This window comes from Streptococcus bovismuti (genome assembly GCF_042436615.2).
In the GTDB taxonomy this organism is placed as follows: Bacteria; Bacillota; Bacilli; order Lactobacillales; family Streptococcaceae; genus Streptococcus.
In genome coordinates this window covers 492,489-518,812 of record NZ_JBHMFR020000001.1, presented here as the reverse complement: position 1 = coordinate 518,812, position 26,324 = coordinate 492,489, and the positions used below count along the sequence as shown (strand labels likewise).

General features: G+C 42.0%; 29 protein-coding genes and 1 other annotated feature. Of the genes, 27 read left to right on the top strand and 2 right to left on the bottom strand.

Annotated features, from left to right (window positions below; genetic code table 11):
- Positions 1–100: 100 nt before the first annotated feature.
- The 6 genes from trmFO to ACERDH_RS02485 all read left to right on the top strand — a co-directional run bounded on the left by trmFO (position 101) and on the right by ACERDH_RS02485 (position 5,040).
- Positions 101–1,435, top strand: a complete 1,335-nt coding sequence (gene trmFO, locus ACERDH_RS02510; RefSeq protein WP_386682684.1) for a methylenetetrahydrofolate--tRNA-(uracil(54)-C(5))-methyltransferase (FADH(2)-oxidizing) TrmFO — start codon at positions 101–103, stop codon at positions 1,433–1,435.
- Positions 1,436–1,518: 83 nt separating this feature from the next.
- Positions 1,519–2,256, top strand: a complete 738-nt coding sequence (gene pyrH / locus ACERDH_RS02505) for a UMP kinase (protein ID WP_000002996.1) — start codon at positions 1,519–1,521, stop codon at positions 2,254–2,256.
- An 8-nt stretch (positions 2,257–2,264) separates the two neighbouring features.
- On the top strand, positions 2,265–2,822 hold the full coding sequence (gene frr, locus ACERDH_RS02500) for a ribosome recycling factor (RefSeq protein WP_001262225.1): 558 nt from the start codon (positions 2,265–2,267) through the stop codon (positions 2,820–2,822).
- 59 nt (positions 2,823–2,881) lie between these two features.
- Complete coding sequence (gene cvfB, locus ACERDH_RS02495; protein WP_084854007.1) at positions 2,882–3,736, top strand: RNA-binding virulence regulatory protein CvfB; 855 nt, start codon at positions 2,882–2,884, stop codon at positions 3,734–3,736.
- A gap of 8 nt (positions 3,737–3,744) precedes the next feature.
- Entirely contained in the window at positions 3,745–3,960 is a 216-nt protein-coding gene (locus tag ACERDH_RS02490) for a YozE family protein (protein WP_001232084.1), read from the top strand.
- Positions 3,961–4,044: 84 nt separating this feature from the next.
- The gene (locus ACERDH_RS02485; protein ID WP_261082739.1) at positions 4,045–5,040 is read left to right on the top strand and encodes a PhoH family protein; all 996 of its coding nucleotides are present in this window, start codon (positions 4,045–4,047) and stop codon (positions 5,038–5,040) included.
- 57 nt (positions 5,041–5,097) lie between these two features.
- Here ACERDH_RS02485 and ald read toward each other — a convergent pair whose 3' ends face one another.
- A complete protein-coding gene (gene ald / locus ACERDH_RS02480; RefSeq protein ID WP_261082740.1) occupies positions 5,098–6,210 on the bottom strand; it encodes an alanine dehydrogenase in 1,113 nt (370 codons plus the stop codon).
- A gap of 171 nt (positions 6,211–6,381) precedes the next feature.
- On the opposite strand from ald, the gene ACERDH_RS02475 reads away from it, so the two are divergent.
- The 10 genes from ACERDH_RS02475 (at position 6,382) to ACERDH_RS02430 (ending at position 15,533) form a co-directional block, all read left to right on the top strand.
- A complete protein-coding gene (locus tag ACERDH_RS02475; protein ID WP_386682732.1) occupies positions 6,382–6,951 on the top strand; it encodes a GNAT family N-acetyltransferase in 570 nt (189 codons plus the stop codon).
- Between the two features lie 66 nt (positions 6,952–7,017).
- Positions 7,018–7,665, top strand: coding sequence for a helix-hairpin-helix domain-containing protein (locus ACERDH_RS02470; RefSeq protein ID WP_386682735.1), 648 nt, complete (start codon positions 7,018–7,020; stop codon positions 7,663–7,665).
- A complete protein-coding gene (locus ACERDH_RS02465; RefSeq protein ID WP_386682737.1) occupies positions 7,649–9,889 on the top strand; it encodes a DNA internalization-related competence protein ComEC/Rec2 in 2,241 nt (746 codons plus the stop codon). The genes ACERDH_RS02470 and ACERDH_RS02465 overlap by 17 nt, the downstream gene beginning before the upstream one ends.
- A gap of 72 nt (positions 9,890–9,961) precedes the next feature.
- Positions 9,962–10,093 (top strand) — a sequence feature (ribosomal protein L20 leader region).
- A gap of 15 nt (positions 10,094–10,108) precedes the next feature.
- Complete coding sequence (infC, locus tag ACERDH_RS02460) at positions 10,109–10,639, top strand: translation initiation factor IF-3 (protein WP_000848180.1); 531 nt, start codon at positions 10,109–10,111, stop codon at positions 10,637–10,639.
- Between the two features lie 32 nt (positions 10,640–10,671).
- Positions 10,672–10,872, top strand: a complete 201-nt coding sequence (gene rpmI / locus ACERDH_RS02455) for a 50S ribosomal protein L35 (protein ID WP_001125943.1) — start codon at positions 10,672–10,674, stop codon at positions 10,870–10,872.
- A 51-nt stretch (positions 10,873–10,923) separates the two neighbouring features.
- Positions 10,924–11,283: a 50S ribosomal protein L20 gene (gene rplT / locus ACERDH_RS02450; RefSeq protein WP_000124834.1), complete on the top strand. Its 360-nt coding sequence runs from the start codon at positions 10,924–10,926 to the stop codon at positions 11,281–11,283.
- Between the two features lie 58 nt (positions 11,284–11,341).
- A complete protein-coding gene (gene gloA / locus ACERDH_RS02445; protein ID WP_261043316.1) occupies positions 11,342–11,722 on the top strand; it encodes a lactoylglutathione lyase in 381 nt (126 codons plus the stop codon).
- Between the two features lie 248 nt (positions 11,723–11,970).
- The gene (locus ACERDH_RS02440) at positions 11,971–12,771 is read left to right on the top strand and encodes a dihydroorotate dehydrogenase electron transfer subunit (RefSeq protein ID WP_060628467.1); all 801 of its coding nucleotides are present in this window, start codon (positions 11,971–11,973) and stop codon (positions 12,769–12,771) included.
- Positions 12,734–13,720, top strand: a complete 987-nt coding sequence (locus tag ACERDH_RS02435) for a dihydroorotate dehydrogenase (protein ID WP_386682866.1) — start codon at positions 12,734–12,736, stop codon at positions 13,718–13,720. The genes ACERDH_RS02440 and ACERDH_RS02435 overlap by 38 nt, the downstream gene beginning before the upstream one ends.
- A gap of 97 nt (positions 13,721–13,817) precedes the next feature.
- Complete coding sequence (locus ACERDH_RS02430; protein ID WP_386682869.1) at positions 13,818–15,533, top strand: glucosaminidase domain-containing protein; 1,716 nt, start codon at positions 13,818–13,820, stop codon at positions 15,531–15,533.
- 255 nt (positions 15,534–15,788) lie between these two features.
- Here the strand turns inward: ACERDH_RS02430 and pavA are convergent, their stop codons facing one another.
- Positions 15,789–17,444 carry an Rqc2 family fibronectin-binding protein PavA gene (pavA, locus tag ACERDH_RS02425; RefSeq protein WP_386682872.1) on the bottom strand — a complete coding sequence of 552 codons (1,656 nt, stop codon included), beginning with the start codon at positions 17,442–17,444 and terminating at the stop codon, positions 15,789–15,791.
- A gap of 104 nt (positions 17,445–17,548) precedes the next feature.
- On the opposite strand from pavA, the gene ybeY reads away from it, so the two are divergent.
- The 11 genes from ybeY (at position 17,549) to tehB (ending at position 26,184) form a co-directional block, all read left to right on the top strand.
- A complete protein-coding gene (gene ybeY / locus ACERDH_RS02420) occupies positions 17,549–18,046 on the top strand; it encodes an rRNA maturation RNase YbeY (protein WP_000275156.1) in 498 nt (165 codons plus the stop codon).
- The gene (locus tag ACERDH_RS02415; protein ID WP_000378166.1) at positions 18,027–18,422 is read left to right on the top strand and encodes a diacylglycerol kinase family protein; all 396 of its coding nucleotides are present in this window, start codon (positions 18,027–18,029) and stop codon (positions 18,420–18,422) included. Before ybeY ends, ACERDH_RS02415 begins: the two co-directional genes overlap by 20 nt.
- A gap of 16 nt (positions 18,423–18,438) precedes the next feature.
- On the top strand, positions 18,439–19,338 hold the full coding sequence (era, locus tag ACERDH_RS02410) for a GTPase Era (protein ID WP_000143264.1): 900 nt from the start codon (positions 18,439–18,441) through the stop codon (positions 19,336–19,338).
- A 48-nt stretch (positions 19,339–19,386) separates the two neighbouring features.
- On the top strand, positions 19,387–20,211 hold the full coding sequence (mutM, locus tag ACERDH_RS02405) for a DNA-formamidopyrimidine glycosylase (RefSeq protein ID WP_386682905.1): 825 nt from the start codon (positions 19,387–19,389) through the stop codon (positions 20,209–20,211).
- On the top strand, positions 20,211–20,801 hold the full coding sequence (coaE, locus tag ACERDH_RS02400; protein WP_261265874.1) for a dephospho-CoA kinase: 591 nt from the start codon (positions 20,211–20,213) through the stop codon (positions 20,799–20,801). The genes mutM and coaE overlap by 1 nt, the downstream gene beginning before the upstream one ends.
- A gap of 1 nt (position 20,802) precedes the next feature.
- Positions 20,803–22,002 carry a multidrug efflux MFS transporter PmrA gene (gene pmrA, locus ACERDH_RS02395; RefSeq protein WP_386682909.1) on the top strand — a complete coding sequence of 400 codons (1,200 nt, stop codon included), beginning with the start codon at positions 20,803–20,805 and terminating at the stop codon, positions 22,000–22,002.
- Complete coding sequence (rpmG, locus tag ACERDH_RS02390) at positions 22,002–22,151, top strand: 50S ribosomal protein L33 (RefSeq protein WP_001809104.1); 150 nt, start codon at positions 22,002–22,004, stop codon at positions 22,149–22,151. Before pmrA ends, rpmG begins: the two co-directional genes overlap by 1 nt.
- A 39-nt stretch (positions 22,152–22,190) precedes the next feature.
- Entirely contained in the window at positions 22,191–22,424 is a 234-nt protein-coding gene (gene secG / locus ACERDH_RS02385) for a preprotein translocase subunit SecG (protein ID WP_000282517.1), read from the top strand.
- 100 nt (positions 22,425–22,524) lie between these two features.
- Complete coding sequence (gene rnr / locus ACERDH_RS02380) at positions 22,525–24,879, top strand: ribonuclease R (RefSeq protein WP_386682942.1); 2,355 nt, start codon at positions 22,525–22,527, stop codon at positions 24,877–24,879.
- Complete coding sequence (gene smpB / locus ACERDH_RS02375) at positions 24,842–25,309, top strand: SsrA-binding protein SmpB (protein ID WP_386682945.1); 468 nt, start codon at positions 24,842–24,844, stop codon at positions 25,307–25,309. Before rnr ends, smpB begins: the two co-directional genes overlap by 38 nt.
- Positions 25,310–25,323: 14 nt before the next feature.
- A complete protein-coding gene (tehB, locus tag ACERDH_RS02370; protein WP_386682948.1) occupies positions 25,324–26,184 on the top strand; it encodes an SAM-dependent methyltransferase TehB in 861 nt (286 codons plus the stop codon).
- Positions 26,185–26,324 lie beyond the last annotated feature (140 nt).

Here is a 26,324-nt window from a genome sequence, read left to right as displayed (position 1 = left end):
ACTTTTTCAGCCTGAACCAAGAAACTCGAAATCGAAGTAAATCCGATTGGCTTTTTCAATGTGAAACTTGTCTTCACACTCCCAAAGAGGTATTAGTGTCGTGTCTCAATCTTATATCAATGTTATCGGTGCTGGTTTGGCAGGTTCTGAAGCAGCCTACCAAATCGCAGAGCGTGGTATTCCAGTTAAACTTTATGAAATGCGTGGTGTCAAGTCAACACCTCAACATAAAACAGACAATTTTGCTGAGTTAGTTTGTTCTAATTCCCTTCGTGGGGATGCTCTTACAAATGCTGTCGGGCTTCTCAAGGAAGAAATGCGTCGCTTGGGTTCTGTTATTTTGGAATCTGCTGAGGCTACACGGGTTCCTGCAGGTGGTGCGCTTGCGGTGGACCGTGATGGTTTCTCACAGATGGTGACTGAAAAAGTTGCCAACCACCCTTTGATTGAGGTGGTTCGTGATGAAATTACAGAGTTGCCGACTGATGTTATCACAGTTGTGGCGACTGGTCCTTTGACCAGTGATGCCTTGGCTGAAAAGATTCATGCTCTCAATGACGGCGATGGTTTCTATTTCTACGATGCAGCAGCACCTATTATCGATGTTAACACTATCGATATGAGCAAGGTCTATCTCAAGTCTCGGTATGACAAGGGAGAAGCTGCCTATCTCAATGCTCCAATGACCAAGCAAGAATTTATGGATTTCCATGAAGCCTTGGTCAACGCGGAAGAAGCTCCGCTTAATTCTTTCGAAAAAGAAAAGTATTTTGAAGGCTGTATGCCTATCGAAGTCATGGCCAAGCGTGGCATTAAAACTATGCTTTATGGCCCTATGAAACCAGTGGGTCTTGAGTATCCGGACGACTACACAGGACCTCGTGATGGAGAATTTAAAACACCTTATGCGGTGGTTCAGCTGCGTCAGGACAATGCGGCTGGTAGCCTCTACAATATTGTTGGTTTCCAGACCCACCTCAAATGGGGAGAACAAAAGCGTGTCTTCCAAATGATTCCAGGTCTTGAAAATGCGGAGTTTGTTCGTTATGGTGTTATGCACCGCAATTCTTACATGGATTCACCAAATCTTCTTGAGCAAACCTATCGTTCTAAGAAACAGCCAAACCTCTTCTTTGCTGGTCAGATGACGGGTGTGGAAGGCTATGTTGAGTCAGCAGCTTCAGGCTTGGTTGCAGGTATTAACGCCGCTCGACTCTTCAAGGGTGAAAGTGAGGCTATCTTCCCAGAGACCACAGCGATTGGAAGTCTGGCTCATTACATCACTCATGCAGACAGCAAACATTTCCAACCAATGAATGTCAATTTTGGGATTATCAAGGAGTTGGAAGGCGAGCGTATCCGTGATAAAAAAGCTCGTTATGAAAAAATTGCAGAGCGTGCCCTTAACGATTTAGAGGAATTTTTAACGATCTAATTTTTTTGAAAGAATTGCTCATGATACTATAAAAATCTTAGAAATTATGATAAAATAGGTAGGATAAAAAAAGGAGAGTGAAAATGGCGAATCCCAAGTATAAACGTATTTTAATCAAGTTATCAGGTGAAGCCCTTGCCGGTGAACGTGGCGTAGGGATTGATATCCAAACAGTTCAAACAATCGCAAAAGAGATCCAAGAAGTTCATAGCTTAGGTATCGAAATTGCTCTTGTTATTGGTGGAGGAAATCTCTGGCGTGGAGAACCTGCTGCAGAAGCAGGAATGGATCGCGTTCAGGCAGATTACACAGGAATGCTTGGGACTGTTATGAATGCCCTTGTGATGGCAGATTCATTGCAACAAGTTGGTGTCGATACGCGTGTTCAAACAGCTATTGCCATGCAACAAGTGGCAGAGCCTTACGTACGTGGACGTGCCCTTCGTCACCTTGAAAAAGGCCGTATCGTTATCTTTGGTGCCGGAATTGGTTCACCATACTTCTCAACAGATACAACAGCGGCTCTTCGTGCAGCTGAAATCGAAGCAGATGCCATCCTCATGGCTAAAAATGGCGTCGACGGTGTTTACAATGCCGATCCTAAGAAGGACAAAACAGCCGTTAAGTTTGAAGAATTGACCCATCGTGACGTTATCAATAAAGGTCTTCGTATCATGGACTCAACTGCTTCAACCCTCTCAATGGATAACGACATTGACTTGGTTGTCTTCAATATGAACCAACCAGGCAACATTAAACGTGTCGTATTTGGTGAAAATATCGGAACAACAGTTTCAAATAATATCGAAGAAAAGGAATAAGAAAGAATATGGCTAACGCAATTATTGAAAAAGCTAAAGAGAGAATGACCCAGTCTCACCAATCACTTGCTCGTGAATTTGGTGGTATCCGTGCAGGTCGTGCCAATGCAAGCTTGCTTGACCGTGTACATGTAGAATACTATGGAGTAGAAACTCCTCTTAATCAAATCGCTTCAATTACGATTCCAGAAGCGCGTGTTTTGTTAGTAACACCATTTGACAAGTCTTCATTGAAAGACATCGAACGTGCTTTGAACGCTTCTGATCTTGGTATCACACCTGCTAATGATGGTTCTGTGATTCGCTTGGTGATTCCAGCTCTTACAGAAGAAACTCGTCGCGACCTTGCTAAAGAAGTGAAGAAGGTCGGCGAAAATGCTAAAGTGGCTGTCCGCAATATCCGTCGCGATGCTATGGACGAAGCTAAGAAACAAGAAAAAGCAAAAGAAATCACTGAAGATGAATTGAAGACTCTTGAAAAAGACATTCAAAAAGTAACAGATGATGCTGTTAAACACATCGACGACATGACTGCCAACAAAGAGAAAGAACTCTTGGAAGTCTAAAAATAAACAGAGAAACTCAGTTGGCATTGCTGGCTGAGTTTTATTCGAAAGAAGGAAATATGAATACAAATCTTGCTAGTTTTATCGTTGGACTGATTATCGATGAAAACGACCGTTTTTACTTTGTGCAAAAGGATGGTCAAACCTATGCTCTTGCCAAGGAAGAAGGTCAACATACAGTAGGGGATACGGTCAAAGGTTTTGCCTACACGGATATGAAGCAAAAACTCCGTCTGACCACTCTAGAAGTGACTGCCACTCAGGACCAATTTGGTTGGGGAACTGTAACGGAAGTTCGTAAAGACTTGGGTGTCTTTGTGGATACAGGACTTCCTGACAAGGAAGTCGTAGTATCGCTAGATATTCTCCCTGAACTTAAGGAACTATGGCCTAAGAAGGGTGACCAACTCTACATCCGTCTTGAAGTGGACAAGAAAGACCGTATCTGGGGACTCTTGGCTTATCAAGAAGACTTCCAACGTCTGGCTCGTCCTGCCTACAACAACATGCAGAATCAAAACTGGCCAGCCATTGTATACCGCCTCAAGTTGTCAGGAACTTTTGTTTACCTGCCAGAAAATAACATGCTTGGTTTTATCCATCCTAGCGAGCGATATGCAGAACCACGTTTGGGGCAAGTGTTGGATGCGCGTGTTATTGGTTTCCGTGAAGTGGACCGTACCTTGAACCTTTCCCTCAAACCACGTTCTTTTGAAATGTTGGAAAATGATGCTCAGATGATTTTGACTTACTTGGAAAGCAATGGCGGTTTTATGACCTTGAATGATAAGTCATCCCCTGAGGATATCAAGGCAACCTTTGGTATTTCTAAAGGTCAGTTCAAGAAAGCACTCGGTGGCTTGATGAAGGCTGGTAAAATCAAACAAGACCAGTTTGGGACAGAGTTGATTTAGGGAGATATATGAGAAAATCATTTTACACTTGGCTCATGACTGAGCGCAATCCTAAAAGCAATAGTCCCAAGGCTATCTTGGCAGACCTAGCATTTGAAGAATCAGCCTTTCCAAAACACACAGATGATTTTGATGAGGTCAGTCGCTTTTTGGAGGAGCATGCTAGTTTCTCTTTTAACCTAGGAGACTTTGACGCTATCTGGCAAGAATACTTAGAACACTAGCATGATTCACTGGGTTTGGGCTAGTAATTTCTCCATCCCTTTGCTATAATAAAAAGAAATAAAAGGATTAGAGAGGTTCTTTATTTGAAGGAACATTCAATAGACATTCAACTGAGTCATCCAGATGACTTGTTTCATCTTTTTGGTTCCAATGAACGCCATCTTCGTTTGATGGAAGAAGAGCTTGATGTGGTGATTCATGCTCGTACGGAGATTGTGCAGGTTTTGGGAGAAGAGACTGCCTGTGAGGAAGCCCGTCAGGTTATTCAGGCTTTGATGGTCTTGGTAAATCGTGGGATGACAGTTGGCACGCCAGATGTGGTGACTGCAATTAGTATGGTCAAAAACGATGAAATTGACAAGTTTGTCGCCCTTTACGAAGAAGAAATCATCAAGGATAATACAGGGAAGCCTATTCGTGTCAAAACTCTAGGTCAAAAGCTTTATGTGGATAGTGTCAAACAGCACGATGTGACCTTTGGAATTGGGCCAGCAGGGACAGGGAAGACCTTCCTTGCAGTGACCTTGGCAGTGACTGCCCTTAAACGTGGGCAAGTCAAACGAATTATCCTGACACGCCCAGCGGTGGAAGCAGGAGAGAGTCTAGGTTTTCTTCCGGGTGATCTTAAAGAGAAGGTAGATCCTTACCTTCGACCTGTTTATGATGCCTTGTATCAGATTCTGGGAAAAGACCAAACGACTCGTCTTATGGAGCGTGAAATTATAGAAATTGCGCCTCTTGCCTATATGCGTGGACGGACCTTGGATGATGCCTTTGTCATTCTCGATGAGGCGCAAAATACGACCATCATGCAGATGAAGATGTTTTTGACTCGTTTAGGCTTTAATTCTAAGATGATTGTCAATGGAGATAGCAGTCAGATTGACCTGCCACGTAATGTCAAGTCAGGTTTGATTGATGCCCAAGAAAAACTCAAGAACATCCATCAGATTGACTTTGTTCATTTTTCAGCTAAGGATGTGGTTCGCCATCCTGTTGTCGCTCAGATTATCCGAGCTTATGAACCAGCTCCAATTAAAAATGAAGAGCGTGAAGAAAGCCAAGAAGAAACAGAATAGTATAAAAGAGCAGGTCAGGTGGACTTGCTCTTTCTTTTATCTGCTAATTAGATTTTTTTAGATTAGTTCGTCAATTGGAGTATATTTTTTATCGAGACCTTGGGCTACTGGAAGACTGGTTAAGTAACCTTGATAAGTGGTAACACCTTGGCGCAAGCCCTCATCTTCAGAGATTGCTTGTGAGAAGCCTTTGCCAGCCAAAGATTCGATATAAGGAAGAGTGACATTGGTTAGGGCAATGGTTGAAGTACGAGCAACCGCACCAGGGATGTTGGCAACGGCATAGTGGAGCACACCATGTTTTTCATATACAGGTTCATCGTGCGTTGTCACACGGTCAGCTGTCTCGATAACGCCACCTTGGTCAACGGCAACGTCAACGATGACTGATCCTGGACGCATTTGCTTGACCATCTCATCTGTGACCAGTTTTGGTGCCTTGGCACCTGGGATGAGAACCGCTCCGATCACCACATCCGCATCTCTGACACTTGATTCGATGTTGAATGAATTGGACATAAGAGTTTGAATTTGATGGCCAAAGACATCTTCAAGTACTGAAAGACGTTTCGCACTGATATCTAAAATAGTCACTTGAGCACCAAGACCAAGCGCAATTCGGGCAGCATGGGTCCCTACGACACCACCACCGATGATGGTTACTTTTCCTTTAGGTACACCCGGTACACCACCCAGTAGGACGCCAGAACCTCCTGCTTGCTTAGTTAGGAAGTGAGCTCCGATTTGGACTGCCATACTGCCTGCAACCTCACTCATAGGAACGAGGAGTGGTAACTGGCCTTGGGAATCATGGACAGTTTCATAGGCAATCCCTGTTGTTTTTGCTGCTAACATAGCATCTGCTAATTCAGGCGCTGCGGCCATGTGCAAGTAGGTGAAGAGAAACAGGTCGTCACGTAAGTAACCATATTCAGAAGCTAGTGGTTCTTTTACTTTGACGACCAACTCGGCCGACCAGGCTTCAGCAGCAGTAGAAACAATCTCAGCTCCTTGCTTTTGATAGTCAGCATCAGTAAAGCCAGAACCGATACCAGCATTTGTTTCGATAAGGATGCGATGACCACGACCAACTAAGCTATGGACACCAGCAGGTGTGAGGGCAACACGATTTTCATTATTCTTAATTTCTTTTGGAATTCCGATTAACATAGAGAAAAACTCCCTTTCTATTGACGGGTTGTAAATGATTTATCACAATTATCTATAAAATAAGGTGATGATTTTATTCTATATGAAACCGCTTTAAAAAGCAAGAGAAACTTGTTATCAATTCTTTTTTATGCTAGACTGGTAGAAAATACTTTTAAATGGTAGAAACGTATGGAATCAATCTTTTTAAAACTAGCTCAGTATCCAATAGTGGAGACAGAGCGTTTATTGCTTAGACCTGTAACCTTGGATGATGCGGAAGAAATGTTTGAGTATGCCTCGGACAGAGAAAATACGCGCTACACTTTTCCAACCAATCAAAGCTTGGAAGAAACCAAAAATAATATTGCTCAGTTCTACTTGGCCAATCCATTGGGACGCTGGGGAATAGAACTAAAAAGTAATGGTAAATTTATCGGAACCATTGATTTGCACAAGATTGATCCTGCTCTTAAGAAGGCGGCTATTGGCTACATTATCAATAAAAAGTATTGGAATCAAGGATTGACGACAGAAGCCAATCGAGCCGTGATTGAGCTGGCTTTTGAGAAGATAGGGATGAATAAGTTGACTGCCCTTCACGATAAGGACAATCCTGCATCAGGAAAGGTCATGGAGAAATCAGAAATGCGTTTTTCCCACGAAGAAGCTTATGCTTGTATGGATCAGCATGAAGAAGGCCGAATCGTGACAAGAGTTCATTATGTCTTGACCAGGGAAGACTATTTTGCAAATAAATAAGCAGTTGAAAAGAAATTTTCGACTGTTTTTTCTTTCTCTTACGAATAATCTAAGAGAGGAGAAAATATGGAAGCAATTATCGAGAAAATAAAAGAGTATAAAATCATAGTCATCTGTACTAGTCTAGGCTTGGTTGTTGGCGGATTTTTCCTGCTAAAGCCAGCTCAACAAACACCTGTCAAGGAAACGAATTTGCATGCAGAAGTTGCAGCTGTTTCCAAGGATTCGGTATCCGAAAAGGAAGTGAGGAAGGAAGAAAATGAGGAATCTCTTGAACAAAATCTAATCACAGTAGATGTAAAAGGAGCTGTTAAATCGCCGGGTATTTATGACTTGCCAGTTGGTAGTCGGGTCAATGATGCCGTTCAGAAGGCTGGTGGCTTGACAGAGCAAGCAGATAGCAAGTCGCTCAATCTAGCTCAGAAAGTTAGTGATGAGACCCTGGTTTACGTTCCAACTAAGGGAGAAGAAGCTAGTCAACAGTCAGGTTCTGGAGCGACTTCTTCAACAAGCAAGGAAAAGAAGGTCAATCTCAACAAGGCCAGTCTGGAAGAGCTCAAGCAGGTCAAGGGGTTGGGAGGAAAACGAGCCCAGGATATTATCGACCATCGCGAAGCAAATGGCAAGTTCAAGTCAGTAGACGAGCTCAAGAAGGTCTCTGGCATTGGTGCTAAGACCATAGAAAAGTTAAAAGACTATGTTACAGTGGATTAAGAACATCCCCCTTCCCCTAATCTATCTGAGTTTTCTATTGCTTTGGCTTTATTACGCTATTTTCTCAGCATCCTATCTTGCTTTATTGGGCTTCGTTTTTCTGCTAATCTGTTTCTTTATCCAATTTCCTTGGAAATTAGCAGGTAAAGTTCTAGTGCTTTGTGGAGTCTTTGGATTCTGGTTCCTGTTTCAAAATTGGCAACAGAGTCAAGCTAGTCAAAATTTGGCGGATTCTGTTGAAAGGGTACGGATTTTACCAGATACCATCAAAGTTAATGGTGATAGTCTATCCTTTCGTGGCAAGTCTGATGGACGCATTTTTCAAGTCTATTATAAACTCCAGTCCGAGAATGAAAAAGAGCAATTTCAAGCCTTAACAGACCTTCATGAGATAGAACTAGAAGGAAAACTTTCGGAGCCAGAGGGGCAGAGGAATTTTGGTGGATTTAACTATCAAGCCTATCTGAAGACTCAGGGAATTTACCAGACTCTCAATATCAAAAAAATCCAGTCACTTCAAAAGGTTGGCAGTTGGGATATAGGTGAAAACCTGTCCAGTTTACGTCGAAAGGCTGTAGTTTGGATTAAGGCGCATTTTCCAGATCCTATGCGCAATTACATGACGGGACTTCTATTAGGACATCTGGATACAGACTTTGAGGAGATGAATGAGCTTTATTCTAGTCTAGGAATTATCCACCTCTTTGCCTTGTCGGGCATGCAGGTAGGATTTTTCATGGATGGCTTTAAGAAACTACTCTTGCGATTGGGCTTGACCCAAGAAAAGTTGAAATGGCTGACCTATCCTTTTTCCCTTATCTATGCAGGCCTGACAGGATTTTCAGCCTCGGTCATTCGCAGTCTTTTGCAAAAATTACTGGCCCAACATGGTGTTAAGAGCTTGGATAATTTTGCCTTGACGGTGCTTGTCCTCTTTATTGTCATGCCAAACTTTTTCTTGACAGCAGGAGGAGTTTTGTCCTGTGCTTATGCTTTTATCTTGACCATGACCAGCAAAGAAGGGGAGGGGCTCAAGACTGTTGCTAGAGAAAGTCTAGTCATCTCCTTGGGCATATTGCCCATTCTGTCCTTCTATTTTGCGGAATTTCAACCTTGGTCCATCCTTTTGACCTTTGTCTTTTCCTTTCTATTTGATTTGATCTTCTTACCGCTCTTGTCTATCTTATTTGCCCTTTCCTTTCTCTATCCAGTCATTCAGCTGAATTTTATTTTTGAATGGTTGGAGGGCATTATTCGCTTGGTATCACAGGTGGCAAGTAGACCACTTGTCTTTGGACAACCCAATGCATGGCTTTTAATCCTATTGTTAATTTCACTGGCTTTAGTCTATGATTTGAGGAAAAACATTAAAAGGCTAATAGTATTGAGCTTATTGGTTACAGGTCTCTTTTTCTTTACCAAGCATCCACTTGAAAATGAAATTACCATGCTGGATGTGGGGCAAGGCGAAAGCATTTTCCTACGGGATGTAACTGGGAAAACCATTCTCATAGATGTTGGTGGCAAGGCAGAATCTGATAAGAAAATCGAAAAATGGCAAGAAAAGGTGACGACCAGCAATGCCCAGAGAACCTTGATCCCCTATCTTAAAAGTCGAGGAGTAGCCAAGATTGACCAGCTAATTTTGACTAACACAGACAAGGAGCATGTTGGAGATTTATTGGAGGTGACTAAGGTATTCCATGTAGGGGAGATTTTAGTATCAAAAGGCAGTCTGAAACAGAAGGAATTTGTAGCGGAACTACAGGCGACTCGAACTAAGGTGCGTAGTGTGTCAGTGGGGGAACACTTGGCAATTTTCGGAAGGCAATTAGAAGTCCTATCTCCAAGGAAAATTGGAGATGGAGAACATGAAGATTCCCTGGTTCTGTATGGGAAACTTTTGGATAAGTACTTTCTCTTCACAGGAAATTTGGAGGAGAAAGGAGAGAAGGATCTTCTGAAGCAATATCCTGACTTAGAGGTTGATGTCTTGAAAGCTGGCCAACATGGCTCTAAAAAGTCATCAAGTTCATCCTTTTTAGAAAAACTCAGACCAGAAATCACTCTCATCTCAGTTGGAAAGAATAATCGAACGAAACTCCCCCATCAGGAAACCTTGACCCGACTGGAAGGTATCAATAGCAAAGTGTATCGAATTGACGAGCAAGGAGCTATACGCTTTAAGGGGTGGAATAGTTGGAAAATCGAAACGGTTGGTTAATGAGCAGAAACTTTTCAAAAAAATAACTTTTTATCTTGACAAGGGCTAGAAAACTTGGTATCATATAAAAGTTGAGAAAAGCAGAAGTGAGAGCTTCTCGCCTTGTGACATTAAGTTGCCTGGCCCTACGGATGAAAAGTTTCTAAGAAACGCTATCATAACGTGCGGGCTTGTATATTTACGAGTCCGCTATTGTTTTTCTCTAATAAAACAAAAGAGGTGAAAACCATAGCAAAGCAAGACTTATTCATCAATGATGAGATTCGTGTACGTGAAGTTCGCTTGATTGGTCTTGAAGGAGAACAGCTAGGCATCAAGCCACTCAGTGAAGCGCAAGCTTTGGCTGATAACGCTAATGTTGACCTAGTATTGATTCAACCCCAAGCCAAACCGCCTGTTGCAAAAATTATGGACTACGGTAAGTTCAAATTTGAGTACCAGAAGAAGCAAAAAGAACAACGTAAAAAACAAAGTGTTGTTACTGTGAAAGAAGTTCGTCTAAGTCCAACTATTGACAAGGGTGACTTTGATACAAAACTTCGCAATGCACGCAAATTCCTTGAAAAAGGAAATAAAGTTAAGGTATCTATTCGCTTTAAGGGTCGTATGATTACCCATAAAGAGATTGGTGCAAAAGTTTTAGCCGAGTTTGCTGAAGCAACTCAAGATATTGCAATCATCGAACAACGTGCTAAAATGGATGGACGTCAAATGTTCATGCAATTGGCGCCAGCGACTGACAAAAAATAATTGTCAGAAAGTTAAATAAAGGAGAAAAAATCATGCCAAAACAAAAAACACACCGCGCATCAGCTAAACGTTTCAAACGTACAGGTTCTGGTGGACTTAAACGTTTCCGTGCTTACACTTCTCACCGTTTCCACGGAAAAACTAAGAAACAACGTCGTCATCTTCGTAAAGCATCTATGGTGCATTCAGGAGATTACAAACGTATCAAAGCAATGCTTACTCGCTTGAAATAATAGCTTGACTGTAAGTAAACAATTCTAGGAAATATTTGGAGGAAATAAAACATGGCACGTGTTAAAGGTGGCGTTGTATCACGCAAACGTCGTAAACGTATTCTTAAATTAGCAAAAGGTTACTATGGAGCTAAACACATCTTGTTCCGTACTGCAAAAGAACAAGTAATGAACTCTTACTACTATGCATACCGTGACCGTCGTCAGAAAAAACGTGACTTCCGCAAATTGTGGATCACTCGTATCAACGCGGCAGCTCGTATGAACGGACTTTCATACTCACAATTGATGCATGGTTTGAAATTGGCTGAGATCGAAGTTAACCGTAAAATGCTTGCTGACTTGGCTGTTAATGATGCAGCAGCTTTCACAGCTCTTGCAGATGCAGCGAAAGCAAAACTTGGTAAATAATAACTGATAAGACTGGAACAGGATTGTCCCAGTCTTTTTAAAAGTAAAGGAGAAAAATATGGCTTCAAAAATGCTACACACTTGCTTGCGAGTAGAAAATCTTGAAAAATCAATCTCATTTTATCAAGATGCTTTTGGTTTTAAAGAATTGCGTCGCAGAGATTTTCCAGACCATGCCTTCACGATTGTCTATCTAGGTCTTGAGGGTGACGACTATGAGTTGGAGTTGACTTATAACTACGATCATGGTCCTTATGTGGTTGGAGATGGATTTGCCCATATCGCCCTAAGTACACCTGATCTTGAGGCGCTTCATCAAGAGCATAGTGCCAAAGGATATGAAGTTACTGAGCCAAATGGTTTACCAGGAACTGCACCTAACTATTACTTTGTCAAAGACCCTGATGGCTACAAGGTCGAAGTCATTCGTGAAAAATAATCTCGTGAAGTCAAGTAGAATGTTCGTTTTCTACTTGACTTTTTTTGGTTGAAAGAGTATACTAATAAAAATTTAACCTTTAAGGGGAGTCCAGAGAGACTCACAAGGTGTCAGATAAAAGAATAGTGCAATTTTCTAGAGGAGACTTTTTGAGTGTGCTCTCTTGTGTTGTACGATTTTAACTGAGGCCTTGCACTAGCAAGGTCTTTTCTTTGTCTGGTCCCCTTAAAATTTAAGGAGGAAAAATCATGAATCCCACATGTAAGAAACGTTTGGGTGCGATTCGATTGGAAACTATGAAGGTGGTTGCACAAGAGGAAATTGCACCAGCAATCTTTGAATTAGTCCTAGAAGGGGAAATGGTTGAGGCTATGCGAGCAGGCCAATTTCTTCATCTTCGTGTGCCTGATGATGCCCATCTTTTGCGTCGCCCTATTTCAATTTCGTCTATTGATAAGGCAAATAAGCAGTGTCATCTTATTTATCGGATTGAGGGAACTGGGACAGCTATTTTTTCAACCTTAAGTCAGGGAGATACTCTTGATGTGATGGGTCCTCAGGGAAATGGTTTTGACTTGTCTGACCTAGATGAGCAGAGCCAGGTTCTCTTAGTTGGAGGTGGGATTGGTGTACCTCCTTTGCTTGAGGTGGCCAAAGAATTACATGCGCGTGGTGTGAAAGTAGTGACAGTCCTTGGTTTTGCTAACAAGGATGCTGTTATCCTTGAAAAGGAATTGGCCCAATATGGTCAGGTTTTTGTAACGACAGATGATGGTTCATATGGCATTAAAGGAAATGTGTCTGTTGTCATCAATGACTTAGACAGTCAGTTTGATGCTGTTTATTCATGTGGGGCGCCTGGCATGATGAAGTATATCAATCAAAACTTTTATGACCACCCAAGAGCCTATCTATCTCTGGAATCTCGTATGGCTTGTGGGATGGGGGCTTGCTATGCCTGTGTCCTAAAAGTGCCAGAAAGCGAGACGGTCAGCCAACGCGTCTGTGAAGATGGTCCTGTTTTCCGCACAGGAACAGTTGTATTATAAGGAGAAAATCATGACTACAAATCGTTTACAAGTTTCTCTACCTGGTTTGGATTTGAAAAATCCAATCATTCCAGCATCAGGCTGTTTTGGTTTTGGCCAGGAGTATGCCAAGTACTATGATTTAGACCTTTTAGGTTCTATTATGATCAAGGCGACAACTCTTGAAGCCCGTTTTGGAAATCCAACTCCAAGGGTGGCAGAAACACCTGCTGGCATGCTCAATGCAATTGGCTTACAAAATCCTGGTTTGGAAGTTGTTTTGGCTGAAAAGCTACCTTGGCTGGAAAGAGAATATCCAAATCTTCCTATTATCGCCAATGTAGCTGGTTTTTCAAAACAAGAATATGCAGCTGTTTCTCATGGGATTTCCAAGGCAGCTAATGTGAAAGCAATCGAGCTCAATATTTCTTGCCCCAATGTTGACCACTGTAATCATGGACTTTTGATTGGTCAAGACCCAGATTTAGCTTATGATGTGGTGAAAGCAGCTGTGGAAGCCTCTGATGTGCCAGTTTATGTCAAACTAACTCCTAGTGTGACGGATATCGTCACAGTCGCAAAAGCTGCAGAAGATGCGGGAGCAAGTGGCTTGACCATGATCAATACTCTAGTTGGTATGCGCTTTGACCTCAAAACTAGAAAACCAATCTTGGCAAATGGAACAGGTGGAATGTCTGGTCCAGCAGTCTTTCCAGTAGCCCTCAAACTCATCCGTCAAGTAGCCCAAACAACAGACCTACCTATCATTGGAATGGGAGGAGTGGATTCGGCAGAAGCTGCCCTAGAAATGTATCTGGCTGGAGCCTCTGCTATCGGAGTTGGAACAGCCAACTTTACCAATCCATATGCCTGTCCTGATATCATCGAAAATCTACCAAAGGTTATGGACAAGTACGGCATTAGTAGTCTGGAAAATCTCCGCAAGGAAGTAAAAGAGTCTCTGAGATAAACTGCAATCAATCTGTTCTTGATTTTTCATCAGTTTGTAATATTGATTATAGAGAATTTTGATACAATAAAATGGAAAGAACAGAGGAAGAAAGTTTATGAAGAAATTGAGATTTGTTTTTTTAGCTTTGCTATTTTTCTTAGCCAGACCAGAAGGAGCACTGGCCAGCGATGGTACTTGGCAAGGAAAACAATACCTAAAAGCTGATGGTAGTCCAGCAGCGAATGAGTGGATTTTTGATGCTCACTATCAATCTTGGTTTTATATAAAAGAAGATACCAACTATGCTGAAAATGAATGGCTGAAACAAGGTGACGACTATTTTTACCTCAAATCTGGGGGTTATATGGCCAAATCAGAATGGGTAGAAGATAAGGGAGCCTTCTATTATCTTGACCAAAATGGAAAGATGAAAAGAAACGCTTGGCTAGGAGCTTCCTATGTCGGTGCATCAGGTGCCAAGGTAATAGAAGAATGGGTCTATGATTCTCAATACGACGCTTGGTTTTATATCAAAGCAGATGGACAACACGCAGAGAAAGAATGGCTCCAAATCAAAGGGAAAGACTATTATTTCAAATCTGGTGGTTATTTGCTGACTAGTCAGTGGATTGAGCAGGCTTATGTGAATGCTAGTGGGGCAAAAGTACAGCAAGGTTGGCTTTTTGACAAACAATACCAATCTTGGTTTTATATCAAAGAAAATGGAAATCATGCTGATAAAGAATGGATTTTCGAAAATGGCCATTATTATTATTATCTAAAATCTGGTGGCTATATGGCAGCCAATGAATGGATTTTGGATAAGGAGTCATGGTTTTATCTAAAATCTGATGGCAAAATGGCTGAGAAAGAATGGGTATACGATGCTAAAAGTCAAGCCTGGTATTACTTCAAATCTGGCGGTTACATGGCAAAAAACGAGATTATTGATGGTCATCAGCTAGGAAGCGATGGAAAGTGGCTTGTAGAAAAAGCAACAAACGAAAATGCTGCTTATTATCAAGTAGTGCCTGTCACAGCAAATGTCTATAATGCAGATGGTGAAAAACTCTCCTATATATCGCAAGGTAGTGTTGTCTGGCTAGATAAGGATAGAAAAAGTGATGACAAGCGCCTAGCTATTATTATTTCTGGTTTGTCAGGCTACATGAAAACAGAAGATTTACAAGCGCTAGATACTAGTAAGGATTTTATCCCTTATTATGAGAGTGATGGACACCGTTTTTATCACTATGTAGCTCAGAATGCTAGCATTCCAGTAGCTTCTCATCTTTCTGATATGGAAGTAGGTAAGAAATATTATTCGGCAGATGGACTGCATTTTGATGATTTTAACCTTGAAAATCCCTTCCTTTTCAAAGATTTGACAGAGGCTACAAATTACAGTGCTGAGGATTTGGATAAGGTATTTAGTTTGTTAAATATTGATAACAGCCTCTTGGAAAATAAGGGAGCTACCTTTAAGGAAGCCGAAGAACATTACCATATCAATGCCCTCTACCTCCTTGCTCATAGCGCCTTAGAAAGCGACTGGGGACGTAGCAAGATTGCCAAAGATAAGAACAATTTCTTTGGCATTACAGCCTATGATACGACACCTTACCTTTCTGCTAAAACATTTGATGATGTGGATAAGGGAATTTTAGGTGCAACCAAGTGGATTAAGGAAAATTATATCGATAGGGGCAGAACTTTCCTTGGCAACAAGGCGTCAGGTATGAATGTGCAATATGCATCAGACCCTTATTGGGGCGAAAAAATTGCTAGTGTGATGATGAAAATCAACGAGAAGCTAGGTGGCAAAGATTGATCCTATAATTGATACTCTTCTTCGAAAATCTCTTTAAACCACGTCAGAGTTGCCTTGGATTATATATGGTTACTGACTTTGTCAGTTCTATCTGCAACCTCAAAACAGTGTTTTGAGCTGACTTTGTCAGTCTTATCTACAACCTAAAAGCAGTGCTTTGAGCAGCCTGCGGCTAGCTTCCTAGTTTGCTCTTTGATTTTCATTGAGTATGAATATTATTTGAGTATAAGTTAAAAATCCTGATTTCAAGTAAAATCAGGATTTTTTCATGGATGCGATTTTTTCTGGATCTGGTGTGACACGGAGGGTCTTTTGTCCTGTGTAAGTGACAAAGCCTGGTTTTCCGCCAGTTGGTTTGTTGAGTTTCTTGACTTCAATCATATCTACCTGCACCAGATTTGACAGGCGACCTTGAGAGAAGTAGGCGGCCAGTTCTGCCGCGTCTGTTTTGACTTCATCAGATGGGTCAAGATTGCCTGAGATGACAACATGGCTTCCAGGAATATCCTTGGCATGGAACCAAAGTTCCTCCTTGCGGGCAATTTTAAAGGTTAGCTCCTCGTTTTGTAGGTTGTTGCGGCCGACATAGATGATGGTTTTGCCATCGCTTGCTAGATATTGTTCTGGTTTTTTGCGTTTCTGGATTTTCTCCCGCTGTCTTCTGCGGATAAAGCCAGTTTGGATTAATTCTTCACGGATTTCAGCGATTTCTTCCAACCCAGCTTGGTTGAGAACAGTTTCCACACTTTCCAGATAGAGAATGGTTGCCTTGGTTTCCTCAATCAGATCAGTCAAGTATTTGACAGCTTCTTTGAGTTTTTGGTAACGTTTGAAATAGCGTTGGGCATTCTGGTTGGGAGTCAAGGCCTTATCAAGAGCTATTGTGATAGGTTGGTTGGTGTAGTAGTTGTCTAGGATAACCTGGTCTTGGTCGTTAGGCACTTGGTAGAGGAAGGTTGTCAGTAATTCTCCTTTTTGGCGAAATTCTTCAGCATTATCTGTCGCCAGTAACTCTTTTTCCTGTTTTTTGAGTTTGTGGCGGTTTTTCTGAAGTTCATTTTCAACACGACGAATCAGTTCACTGGCTTGTTGTTTGACACGGTCACGCTCAGCCTTGTCCTTATAGTAGGTGTCCAGCAAATCAGAAAGACTGGCAAAAGGCTCTCCCACCTGATTTGCAAAAGGAATTGGACTGAAGGAAGTCTCAGTCAAGCATGGCTTGGTTTCTTGATTGAAAAAGTTACGGAAAGTAGATAGTTTATCACTAACCAGAATGTTTTCCAATTCATTTGCCGTATCACGTCCCAGACCTTGAAAGAGGCTTTGAAGGTTTTTAGCTGTCGTTTCCTGTGTTTGTAGGATTTCAAAGAGCTTTTCATCCTTGATAGTAAAAGGATTGAGAGATTCCGTACTTGGCGGAGCGATATAGGTCGATCCAGGAAGCAAGGTACGGTAGCTATTTTGTGAAAAGCCGACGTGTTTAATGACTTCGAGAATTTTATGACTGCTCTTATCAACCAGTAGAATATTACTGTGTTTCCCCATGATTTCGATAATCAAGGTAGCCTGAATATGGTCTCCAATCTCGTTTTTATTGGAAACTGTCATTTCCACAATACGGTCATTTTCCACTTGCTCAATCGACTCAATCAGGGCACCCTGCAAATATTTTCTCAAAACCATGATAAAGGTGGAAGGTTGGGCTGGATTTTCAAAAGTCGTTTGGGTCAGCTGAATGCGTCCAAAAACTGGATGGGCAGAAAGGAGCAGGCGATGACTTTGGCGATTGCTACGGATTTGCAAGACCAACTCTTGTTCAAAAGGCTGATTGATCTTCTGGATGCGACCGTTCACTAACGCTCTTCGCAATTCCTCAACCATGTGGTGTAAAAAAAATCCGTCAAATGACATCGTTCTCTCCTTGTGATTGTATTCCATAGTATTATATCAAAAAGGTAGAATAAAATCATGGAAATGTGGTATAATAAAGCCAAGTAAAGAGAAACGAGAAGCACATGTATATTGAAATGGTAGATGAAACTGGTCAAGTTTCAAAAGAAATGTTGCAACAAACCCAAGAGATTTTGGAATTTGCAGCCCAAAAATTAGGAAAAGAAGACAAGGAGATGGCAGTTACCTTTGTGACCAATGAGCGTAGTCATGAACTCAATCTGGAGTACCGTGACACCGACCGTCCGACAGATGTCATCAGCCTTGAATATAAACCAGAGTTGGAAATTGCCTTTGACGAAGAAGATTTGCTTGAAAATCCAGAATTAGCAGAGATGATGTCTGAGTTTGATGCCTATATTGGGGAATTGTTCATCTCTATTGATAAGGCTCATGAGCAGGCTGAGGAATATGGCCACAGCTTTGAGCGTGAGATGGGCTTCTTGGCAGTACACGGCTTTTTACATATTAACGGCTATGATCACTACACTCCGGAAGAAGAAGCGGAGATGTTCGGTTTACAAGAAGAAATTTTGACAGCCTATGGACTCACAAGACAATAAACGAAAATGGAAAAATCGTGACCTGATATCCAGTTTAGAATTTGCTCTTACAGGAATTTTTACTGCCATAAAGGAAGAACGCAATATGCGAAAACATGCGGTGACGGCTCTCGTGGTCATCCTCGCAGGTTTTGTTTTTCAGGTGTCACGAATCGAATGGCTCTTTCTCCTATTGAGCATTTTTTTGGTAGTAGCCTTTGAAATTATCAATTCTGCTATCGAGAATGTGGTGGATTTGGCCAGTCACTATCACTTTTCTATGCTGGCTAAAAATGCCAAGGATATGGCGGCTGGCGCGGTATTAGTGGTCTCTCTTTTCGCAGCCTTAACAGGCGCATTGATTTTTCTCCCACGAATCTGGGATTTATTATTTTAAATAGCAAGAGGAAATTATGACTTTTAAATCAGGCTTTGTAGCCATTTTAGGACGTCCCAACGTTGGGAAGTCAACTTTTTTAAATCATGTCATGGGGCAAAAGATTGCCATTATGAGTGACAAGGCGCAGACAACGCGCAACAAAATTATGGGAATTTACACAACTGATAAGGAGCAAATTGTCTTTATCGACACACCAGGGATTCACAAACCTAAAACAGCTCTCGGAGATTTCATGGTCGAATCTGCCTATAGCACCCTTCGTGAAGTGGATACCGTTCTTTTCATGGTGCCTGCTGATGAAGCGCGTGGTAAGGGGGACGATATGATTATCGAGCGTCTCAAGGCTGCTAAGGTTCCTGTTATTCTGGTGGTGAACAAGATCGATAAGGTTCATCCAGACCAGCTTTTGTCTCAGATTGATGATTTTCGTAATCAAATGGACTTTAAGGAAATCGTTCCAATCTCAGCTCTTCAAGGGAATAACGTCTCTCGTCTAGTGGATATTTTGAGTGAAAATCTGGACGAAGGTTTCCAATATTTCCCATCTGATCAAATCACAGACCATCCAGAACGATTCTTGGTTTCAGAAATGGTTCGCGAGAAAGTCTTGCACCTAACTCGCGAAGAGATCCCTCACTCAGTTGCTGTAGTGGTTGATTCGATGAAACGAGATGAAGAGACAGACAAGGTTCATATCCGTGCAACCATCATGGTCGAGCGAGATAGCCAAAAAGGGATTATCATCGGTAAAGGTGGCGCTATGCTTAAGAAAATCGGTAGCATGGCCCGTCGCGATATTGAACTGATGCTAGGAGATAAGGTCTTCCTAGAAACATGGGTCAAGGTCAAGAAAAACTGGCGTGATAAAAAGCTAGATTTGGCTGACTTTGGCTATAATGAAAAAGAATACTAAGCAGAGGTGGGCTCATGCCTGCTTCTTGTTTTTACAGAAGGAGGACTTATGCCTGAATTACCTGAGGTTGAAACCGTTCGACGTGGCTTGGAAAAATTGATTTTGGGAAAGAAGATTTCGAGTGTAGAAATTCGCTATCCCAAGATGATTAAGACGGATTTGAACGAGTTTCAAAAGGAAGTGCCTGGTCAGATTGTTGAGTCAATGGGACGTCGTGGTAAATATTTGCTTTTCTACCTGACAGACAAGATCTTGATTTCCCATTTGCGGATGGAGGGCAAGTATTTTTACTATCCAGACCAAGTGCCTGAACGCAAGCATGCTCATATTTTCTTCCAGTTTGCGGATGGTGGCACGCTTGTTTATGAGGATGTTCGCAAGTTTGGTACTATGGAACTCTTGGCGCCTGACCTTTTGGAAGTCTACTTTCTTTCTAAAAAACTAGGACCTGAACCAAGCGAACAAGACTTTGATTTGCAGGTCTTTCAAACTGCCCTAGCTAAGTCCAAAAAACCTATCAAATCCCATCTTCTAGACCAGACCTTGGTAGCTGGACTTGGCAATATCTATGTGGATGAGGTTCTTTGGCGAGCTCAGGTTCATCCAGCTAGACCTTCCCAGAATTTGACAGCAGAGGAAGTGGCAGCTATTCATGACCAAACTATAGCTGTTTTGAGCCAGGCTGTTGACAAAGGTGGTTCCACCATTCGGACCTATACCAATGCCTTTGGAGAAGATGGAACTATGCAGGATTTTCATCAAGTCTATGACAAGGCTGGACAAGAATGTTCACGCTGCGGCACCATCATTGAAAAAATCCAACTAGGCGGACGTGGTACCCATTTTTGTCCTCAGTGCCAAAGGAGGAATTGATGGGAAAAATCATTGGAATCACTGGGGGAATTGCCTCTGGTAAGTCAACTGTGACAAATTTTCTAAGAAAGCAAGGTTTTCAAGTAGTGGACGCCGACGCAGTCGTCCATCAACTACAGAAAGCTGGTGGTCGTCTGTTTCAGGCTCTAGTCCAGCACTTTGGGCAAGAAATCATCCTTGAAAACGGAGAACTTAATCGCCCTCTCCTAGCTAGTCTCATCTTTTCAAATCCTGAAGAACGAGAATGGTCTAAGCAAATCCAAGGAGAGATTATCCGTGAGGAACTAGCTACGTTGAGAGACCAGTTGGCTCAGACAGAAGAGATTTTCTTCATGGATATTCCCCTGCTTTTTGAGCAGGACTATGCCTCTTGGTTTGATGAGACTTGGTTAATTTACGTGGACAGAGATTCCCAAGTTGAACGCTTAATGAAAAGGGATAAGTTATCCAAGGATGGAGCTGAGTCTCGTCTGGCAGCCCAGTGGCCTTTAGAAAAAAAGAAATATTTGGCCAGCCATGTTCTAGACAACAATGGCAATCAAGATCAGCTTCTAACTCAGGTGCTTACCCTTCTTGAGGGAGGTAAGTAAGATGACAGAGATTAATTGGAAAGATAATCTGCGCATTGCCTGGTTTGGTAATTTTCTGACAGGAGCCAGTATTTCCTTGGTTGTGCCTTTTATGCCCATCTTTGTAGAAAATTTAGGTGTAGGGAGTGATCAAGCTGCTTTTTATGCAGGTTTAGCTATTTCTGTCTCTGCCATTTCTGCGGCACTTTTCTCTCCTATCTGGGGCATCCTTGCTGACAAATACGGTCGAAAACCCATGATGATTCGGGCTGGGATGGCCATGACCATTACTATGGGGGGCTTGGCTTTTGTCCCAAATATTTATTGGTTAATCTTTCTGCGTTTGCTAAATGGTGTATTTGCAGGTTTTGTTCCTAACGCCACAGCCTTGATAGCCAGTCAGGTTCCCAAGGAGAAATCGGGTTCTGCTCTTGGGACTTTGTCCACAGGTGTAGTCGCAGGTACTTTAACTGGTCCCTTTATCGGGGGATTTATTGCAGAATTATTTGGCATTCGTACTGTTTTCTTACTGGTTGGTAGTTTTCTATTCTTAGCCGCTGTTTTGACTATTTGCTTTATCAAGGAAGATTTTCAACCAGTAGTAAAAGAAAAAGCCATCCCAACAAAGGAATTATTTACATCAGTTAAATATCCCTATCTCTTGGTTAACCTCTTTCTGACCAGTTTTGTCATCCAATTTTCAGCCCAATCAATCGGCCCTATTCTGGCTCTTTATGTGCGTGACTTAGGTCAGACAGAGAATCTTCTTTTTGTATCTGGTTTGATTGTATCCAGTATGGGCTTTTCCAGTATGATGAGTGCAGGAGTTATGGGAAAGCTAGGTGACAAGGTGGGCAACCATCGCCTCTTGGTTGTAGCCCAGTTTTATTCAGTTATCATCTATCTCCTCTGTGCTAATGCTTCTAGCCCCCTTCAACTAGGACTTTATCGTTTCCTCTTTGGATTGGGAACCGGTGCTTTGATTCCCGGAGTTAACACCCTTCTCAGCAAGATGACGCCCAAAGCTGGTATTTCGAGGGTCTTTGCCTTCAATCAGGTATTCTTTTATCTGGGAGGTGTCGTTGGGCCTATGGCAGGTTCTGCAGTAGCAGGTCAATTTGGCTACCATGCAGTCTTTTATGCGACAAGCCTTTGTGTTGCCTTTAGTTGTCTCTTTAACCTGCTTCAATTTCGAACATTATTAAAAGTAAAGGAAATCTAGTGCGAGTAAAAATTAATCTCAAATGCTCCTCTTGTGGCAGTATCAATTACCTAACCAGTAAAAATTCAAAAACCCATCCAGACAAGATTGAGGTTTTAAAGTATTGTCCCAAGGAAAGAAAAGTAACCCTACATCTTGAATCTAAGTAGATTTTATGGTAAAATAATAAGGATTTTAAGGAGTTTGATATGTATAACCTATTATTAACCATTTTATTAGTATTATCTGTTGTGATTGTGATTGCGATTTTCATGCAACCAACCAAAAACCAATCCAGCAATGTATTTGATGCCAGCTCAGGTGATTTGTTTGAACGCAGTAAAGCACGCGGTTTCGAAGCTGTAATGCAGCGTTTGACAGGGATTTTAGTCTTTTTCTGGCTAGCCATTGCCTTAGCATTGACGGTATTATCAAGTAGATAAGAAAATAATGGGCAGGACTAGGTCTTTGCCTCTTTTTATTTTTAAAAGATATTTGAGAAGGTTTTACAGTAAAAGAAAACAAAAAATCTAGAAAGAAAATATGAAAGATAGAATAAAAGAATATTTACAAGATAAGGGAAAGGTAACTGTCAATGACTTGGCTCAGGCTTTGGAAAAAGACGGTTCCAAGGATTTTCGTGAGTTGATTAAAACCTTGTCCCTAATGGAAAGAAAGCACCAGATACGCTTTGAAGAAGATGGAACTTTGACTTTGGAAGTCAAGAAAAAACATGAGATTACTCTCAAGGGGATTTTTCATGCCCATAAAAATGGCTTTGGCTTTGTTAGTCTGGAAGGCGAGGAGGACGATCTTTTTGTAGGAAAAAACGATGTCAACTATGCTATTGATGGGGATACCGTTGAGGTCGTGATTAAGAAAGTAGCTGACCGTAATAAGGGAACAGCAGCAGAAGCAAAAATTATCGATATCTTAGAACACAGTTTGACAACCGTTGTCGGCCAAATCGTTTTAGATCAGGAAAAGCCTAAGTATGCTGGCTACATCCGTTCGAAAAATCAGAAAATCAGTCAACCAATCTATGTTAAGAAACCGGCCCTTAAACTCGAGGGAACAGAAGTTCTCAAGGTTTTTATCGACAAATACCCAAGCAAGAAACATGATTTCTTTGTCGCTAGTGTCCTCGACGTGGTGGGGCATTCAACGGATGTCGGAATTGATGTTCTTGAGGTCTTGGAATCAATGGACATTGTATCCGAGTTTCCAGAGGCTGTTGTCAAGGAAGCAGAAAGTGTGCCTGATGCTCCGTCTCAAAAGGATATGGAAGGTCGTCTGGATCTAAGAGATGAGATTACCTTTACCATTGACGGTGCAGATGCCAAGGACTTGGACGACGCAGTTCATATCAAGCCTTTGAAAAATGGCAATCTAGAACTCGGAGTTCATATCGCAGATGTTTCCTACTATGTAACCGAGGGTTCTGCTCTTGACAAGGAAGCCCTTAACCGCGCAACTTCTGTCTATGTGACAGACCGTGTGGTCCCAATGCTTCCAGAACGACTGTCAAATGGTATCTGCTCTCTCAATCCTCAAGTTGACCGCCTGACCCAGTCAGCTATTATGGAGATTGATAAACATGGTCGTGTGGTTAATTACACTATTACCCAAACGGTTATCAAGACTAGCTTCCGTATGACCTATAGCGATGTCAATGATATCCTAGCAGGTGACGAGGAGAAGAGACAAGAATATAAGAAAATTGTTCCAAGTATTGAACTTATGGCTAAGCTTCATGAAACTTTAGAAAACATGCGTGTGAAACGTGGAGCCCTCAATTTTGATACCAATGAAGCTAAGATTTTAGTGGACAAGCAAGGTAAGCCTGTCGATATCGTTCTTCGTCAGCGTGGCATTGCCGAGCGCATGATTGAGTCCTTTATGCTGATGGCCAATGAAACAGTTGCCGAGCATTTTAGCAAGCTGGAACTACCTTTTATCTATCGAATTCACGAGGAGCCAAAGGCTGAAAAGGTTCAGAAGTTTATTGATTATGCTTCGAGTTTTGGTTTGCGCATTTATGGGACTGCCAGTGAGATTAGCCAGGAGGCCCTCCAAGACATCATGCGTACTGTTGAGGGAGAACCTTATGCAGATGTATTGTCCATGATGCTTCTTCGCTCTATGCAGCAGGCTCGCTATTCGGAGCACAATCACGGCCACTATGGACTAGCTGCTGACTATTATACTCACTTTACCAGCCCGATTCGTCGCTATCCAGACCTTCTTGTTCACCGTATGATTCGTGATTACGGCCGTTCTAAGGAAATAGCAGAGCATTTTGAACAAGTGATTCCAGAGATTGCGACCCAGTCTTCCAACCGTGAACGTCGTGCCATTGAAGCTGAGCGTGAAGTCGAAGCCATGAAAAAAGCTGAGTACATGGAGGAATATGTAGGCCAAGAGTACGATGCTGTTGTATCAAGTATTGTCAAATTCGGTCTCTTTGTTGAATTGCCAAACACGGTGGAAGGTTTGATTCACATTACCAATCTACCTGAATTTTATCATTTCAACGAACGTGATTTGACTCTGCGTGGAGAAAAATCAGGAACAACCTTCCGTGTAGGGCAACAGATTCGTATCCGAGTTGAAAGAGCCGACAAGATGACTGGTGAAATTGACTTCTCTTACATCCCAAGTGAGTTTGATGTGATTGAGAAGGGCTTGAAACAATCTAGTCGTAGTGACAGAGGGCGTGGTTCAAGTCGTCGTTCAGATAAGAAGGAAGACAAGAGAAAATCAGGACGCTCAAATGATAAGCGCAAGCATTCACAAAAAGATAAGAAGAAAAAAGGGAAGAAACCTTTTTATAAGGAAGTAGCTAAGAAAGGAGCCAAGCATGGCAAAGGGCGAGGGAAAGGTCGTCGCACAAAATAAAAAGGCGCGCCACGACTATACAATCGTAGATACGCTAGAGGCAGGGATGGTCCTGACTGGAACTGAAATCAAGAGTGTACGAGCTGCTCGAATCAATCTCAAGGATGGCTTTGCCCAAGTGAAAAATGGGGAGGTTTGGTTGACCAATGTTCATATCGCTCCTTATGAAGAGGGCAATATCTGGAACCAGGAACCAGAACGTCGTCGTAAACTCCTGCTCCATAAAAAGCAAATCCAAAAGTTGGAACAAGAGACCAAAGGGACAGGAATGACACTGGTTCCCCTAAAAGTCTATATCAAAGATGGCTATGCCAAGCTTCTTTTAGGACTTGCCAAAGGGAAGCATGACTATGATAAACGGGAGTCAATCAAACGTCGTGAGCAGAATCGCGATATTGCGCGCGTGATGAAAGCTGTTAATCAGCGATAAAAAGAGGAATGAAGATGAAAAAACTAGTTGCCTATAAACGTATGCCTTTGTGGACTAAAGAAACCATGCCAGAGGCTGTTCAGCAGAAACACAATACCAAGGTTGGGACTTGGGGGAAAATTACTGTCTTGAAGGGAGCTCTCAAGTTTATTGAATTGACAGAGGATGGTGAGGTTCTAGCAGAACATCTCTTTGAAGCAGGAGCCGACAATCCCATGGCACAACCTCAAGCTTGGCACCGAGTAGAGGCTGTAACAGACGATGTAGAATGGTATTTGGAATTTTATTGTAAACCTGAGGATTATTTCCCTAAAAAATACAATACCAATCCAGTTCATTCAGAGGTCCTAGAGGCTATGCAGACAGTAAAACCAGGGAAAGCCTTGGATTTGGGCTGTGGTCAAGGTCGTAACGCCCTCTTTCTAGCCCAGCAAGGTTTTGATGTGACAGCTGTGGATCAAAATGAACTGTCCCTTGAAATCTTGCAAAGTATTGTTGAGCAGGAAGATTTAGACATGCCTGTTGGTCTTTACGATATCAATTCAGCTAGCATTGGTCAAGAGTATGATTTCATCGTCTCGACAGTGGTTTTGATGTTTCTGCAAGCAGACCGCATTCCTGCAATTATCAAAAACATGCAGGAGAAAACCACTGTTGGTGGCTACAATCTTATCGTTTGTGCCATGGATACGGAGGATTATCCTTGCTCAGTGAACTTCCCATTTACTTTTAAGGAAGGGGAACTGGCAGACTATTACAAGGACTGGGAATTGGTTAAGTACAATGAAAATCCGGGTCATCTTCACCGTCGTGATGAAAATGGTAATCGTATTCAACTACGCTTTGCGACCATGCTAGCTAAAAAAATCAAATAATACTCTTCGAAAATCTCTTCAAACCACGTCAGCGTCGCTTTACCGTACTCAAGTACAGCTTGCGGCTAGCTTCCTAGTTTGCTTTTTGATTTTCATTGAGTATAAACATGAATAGAGATTAGGAGAATATCCTGATCTTT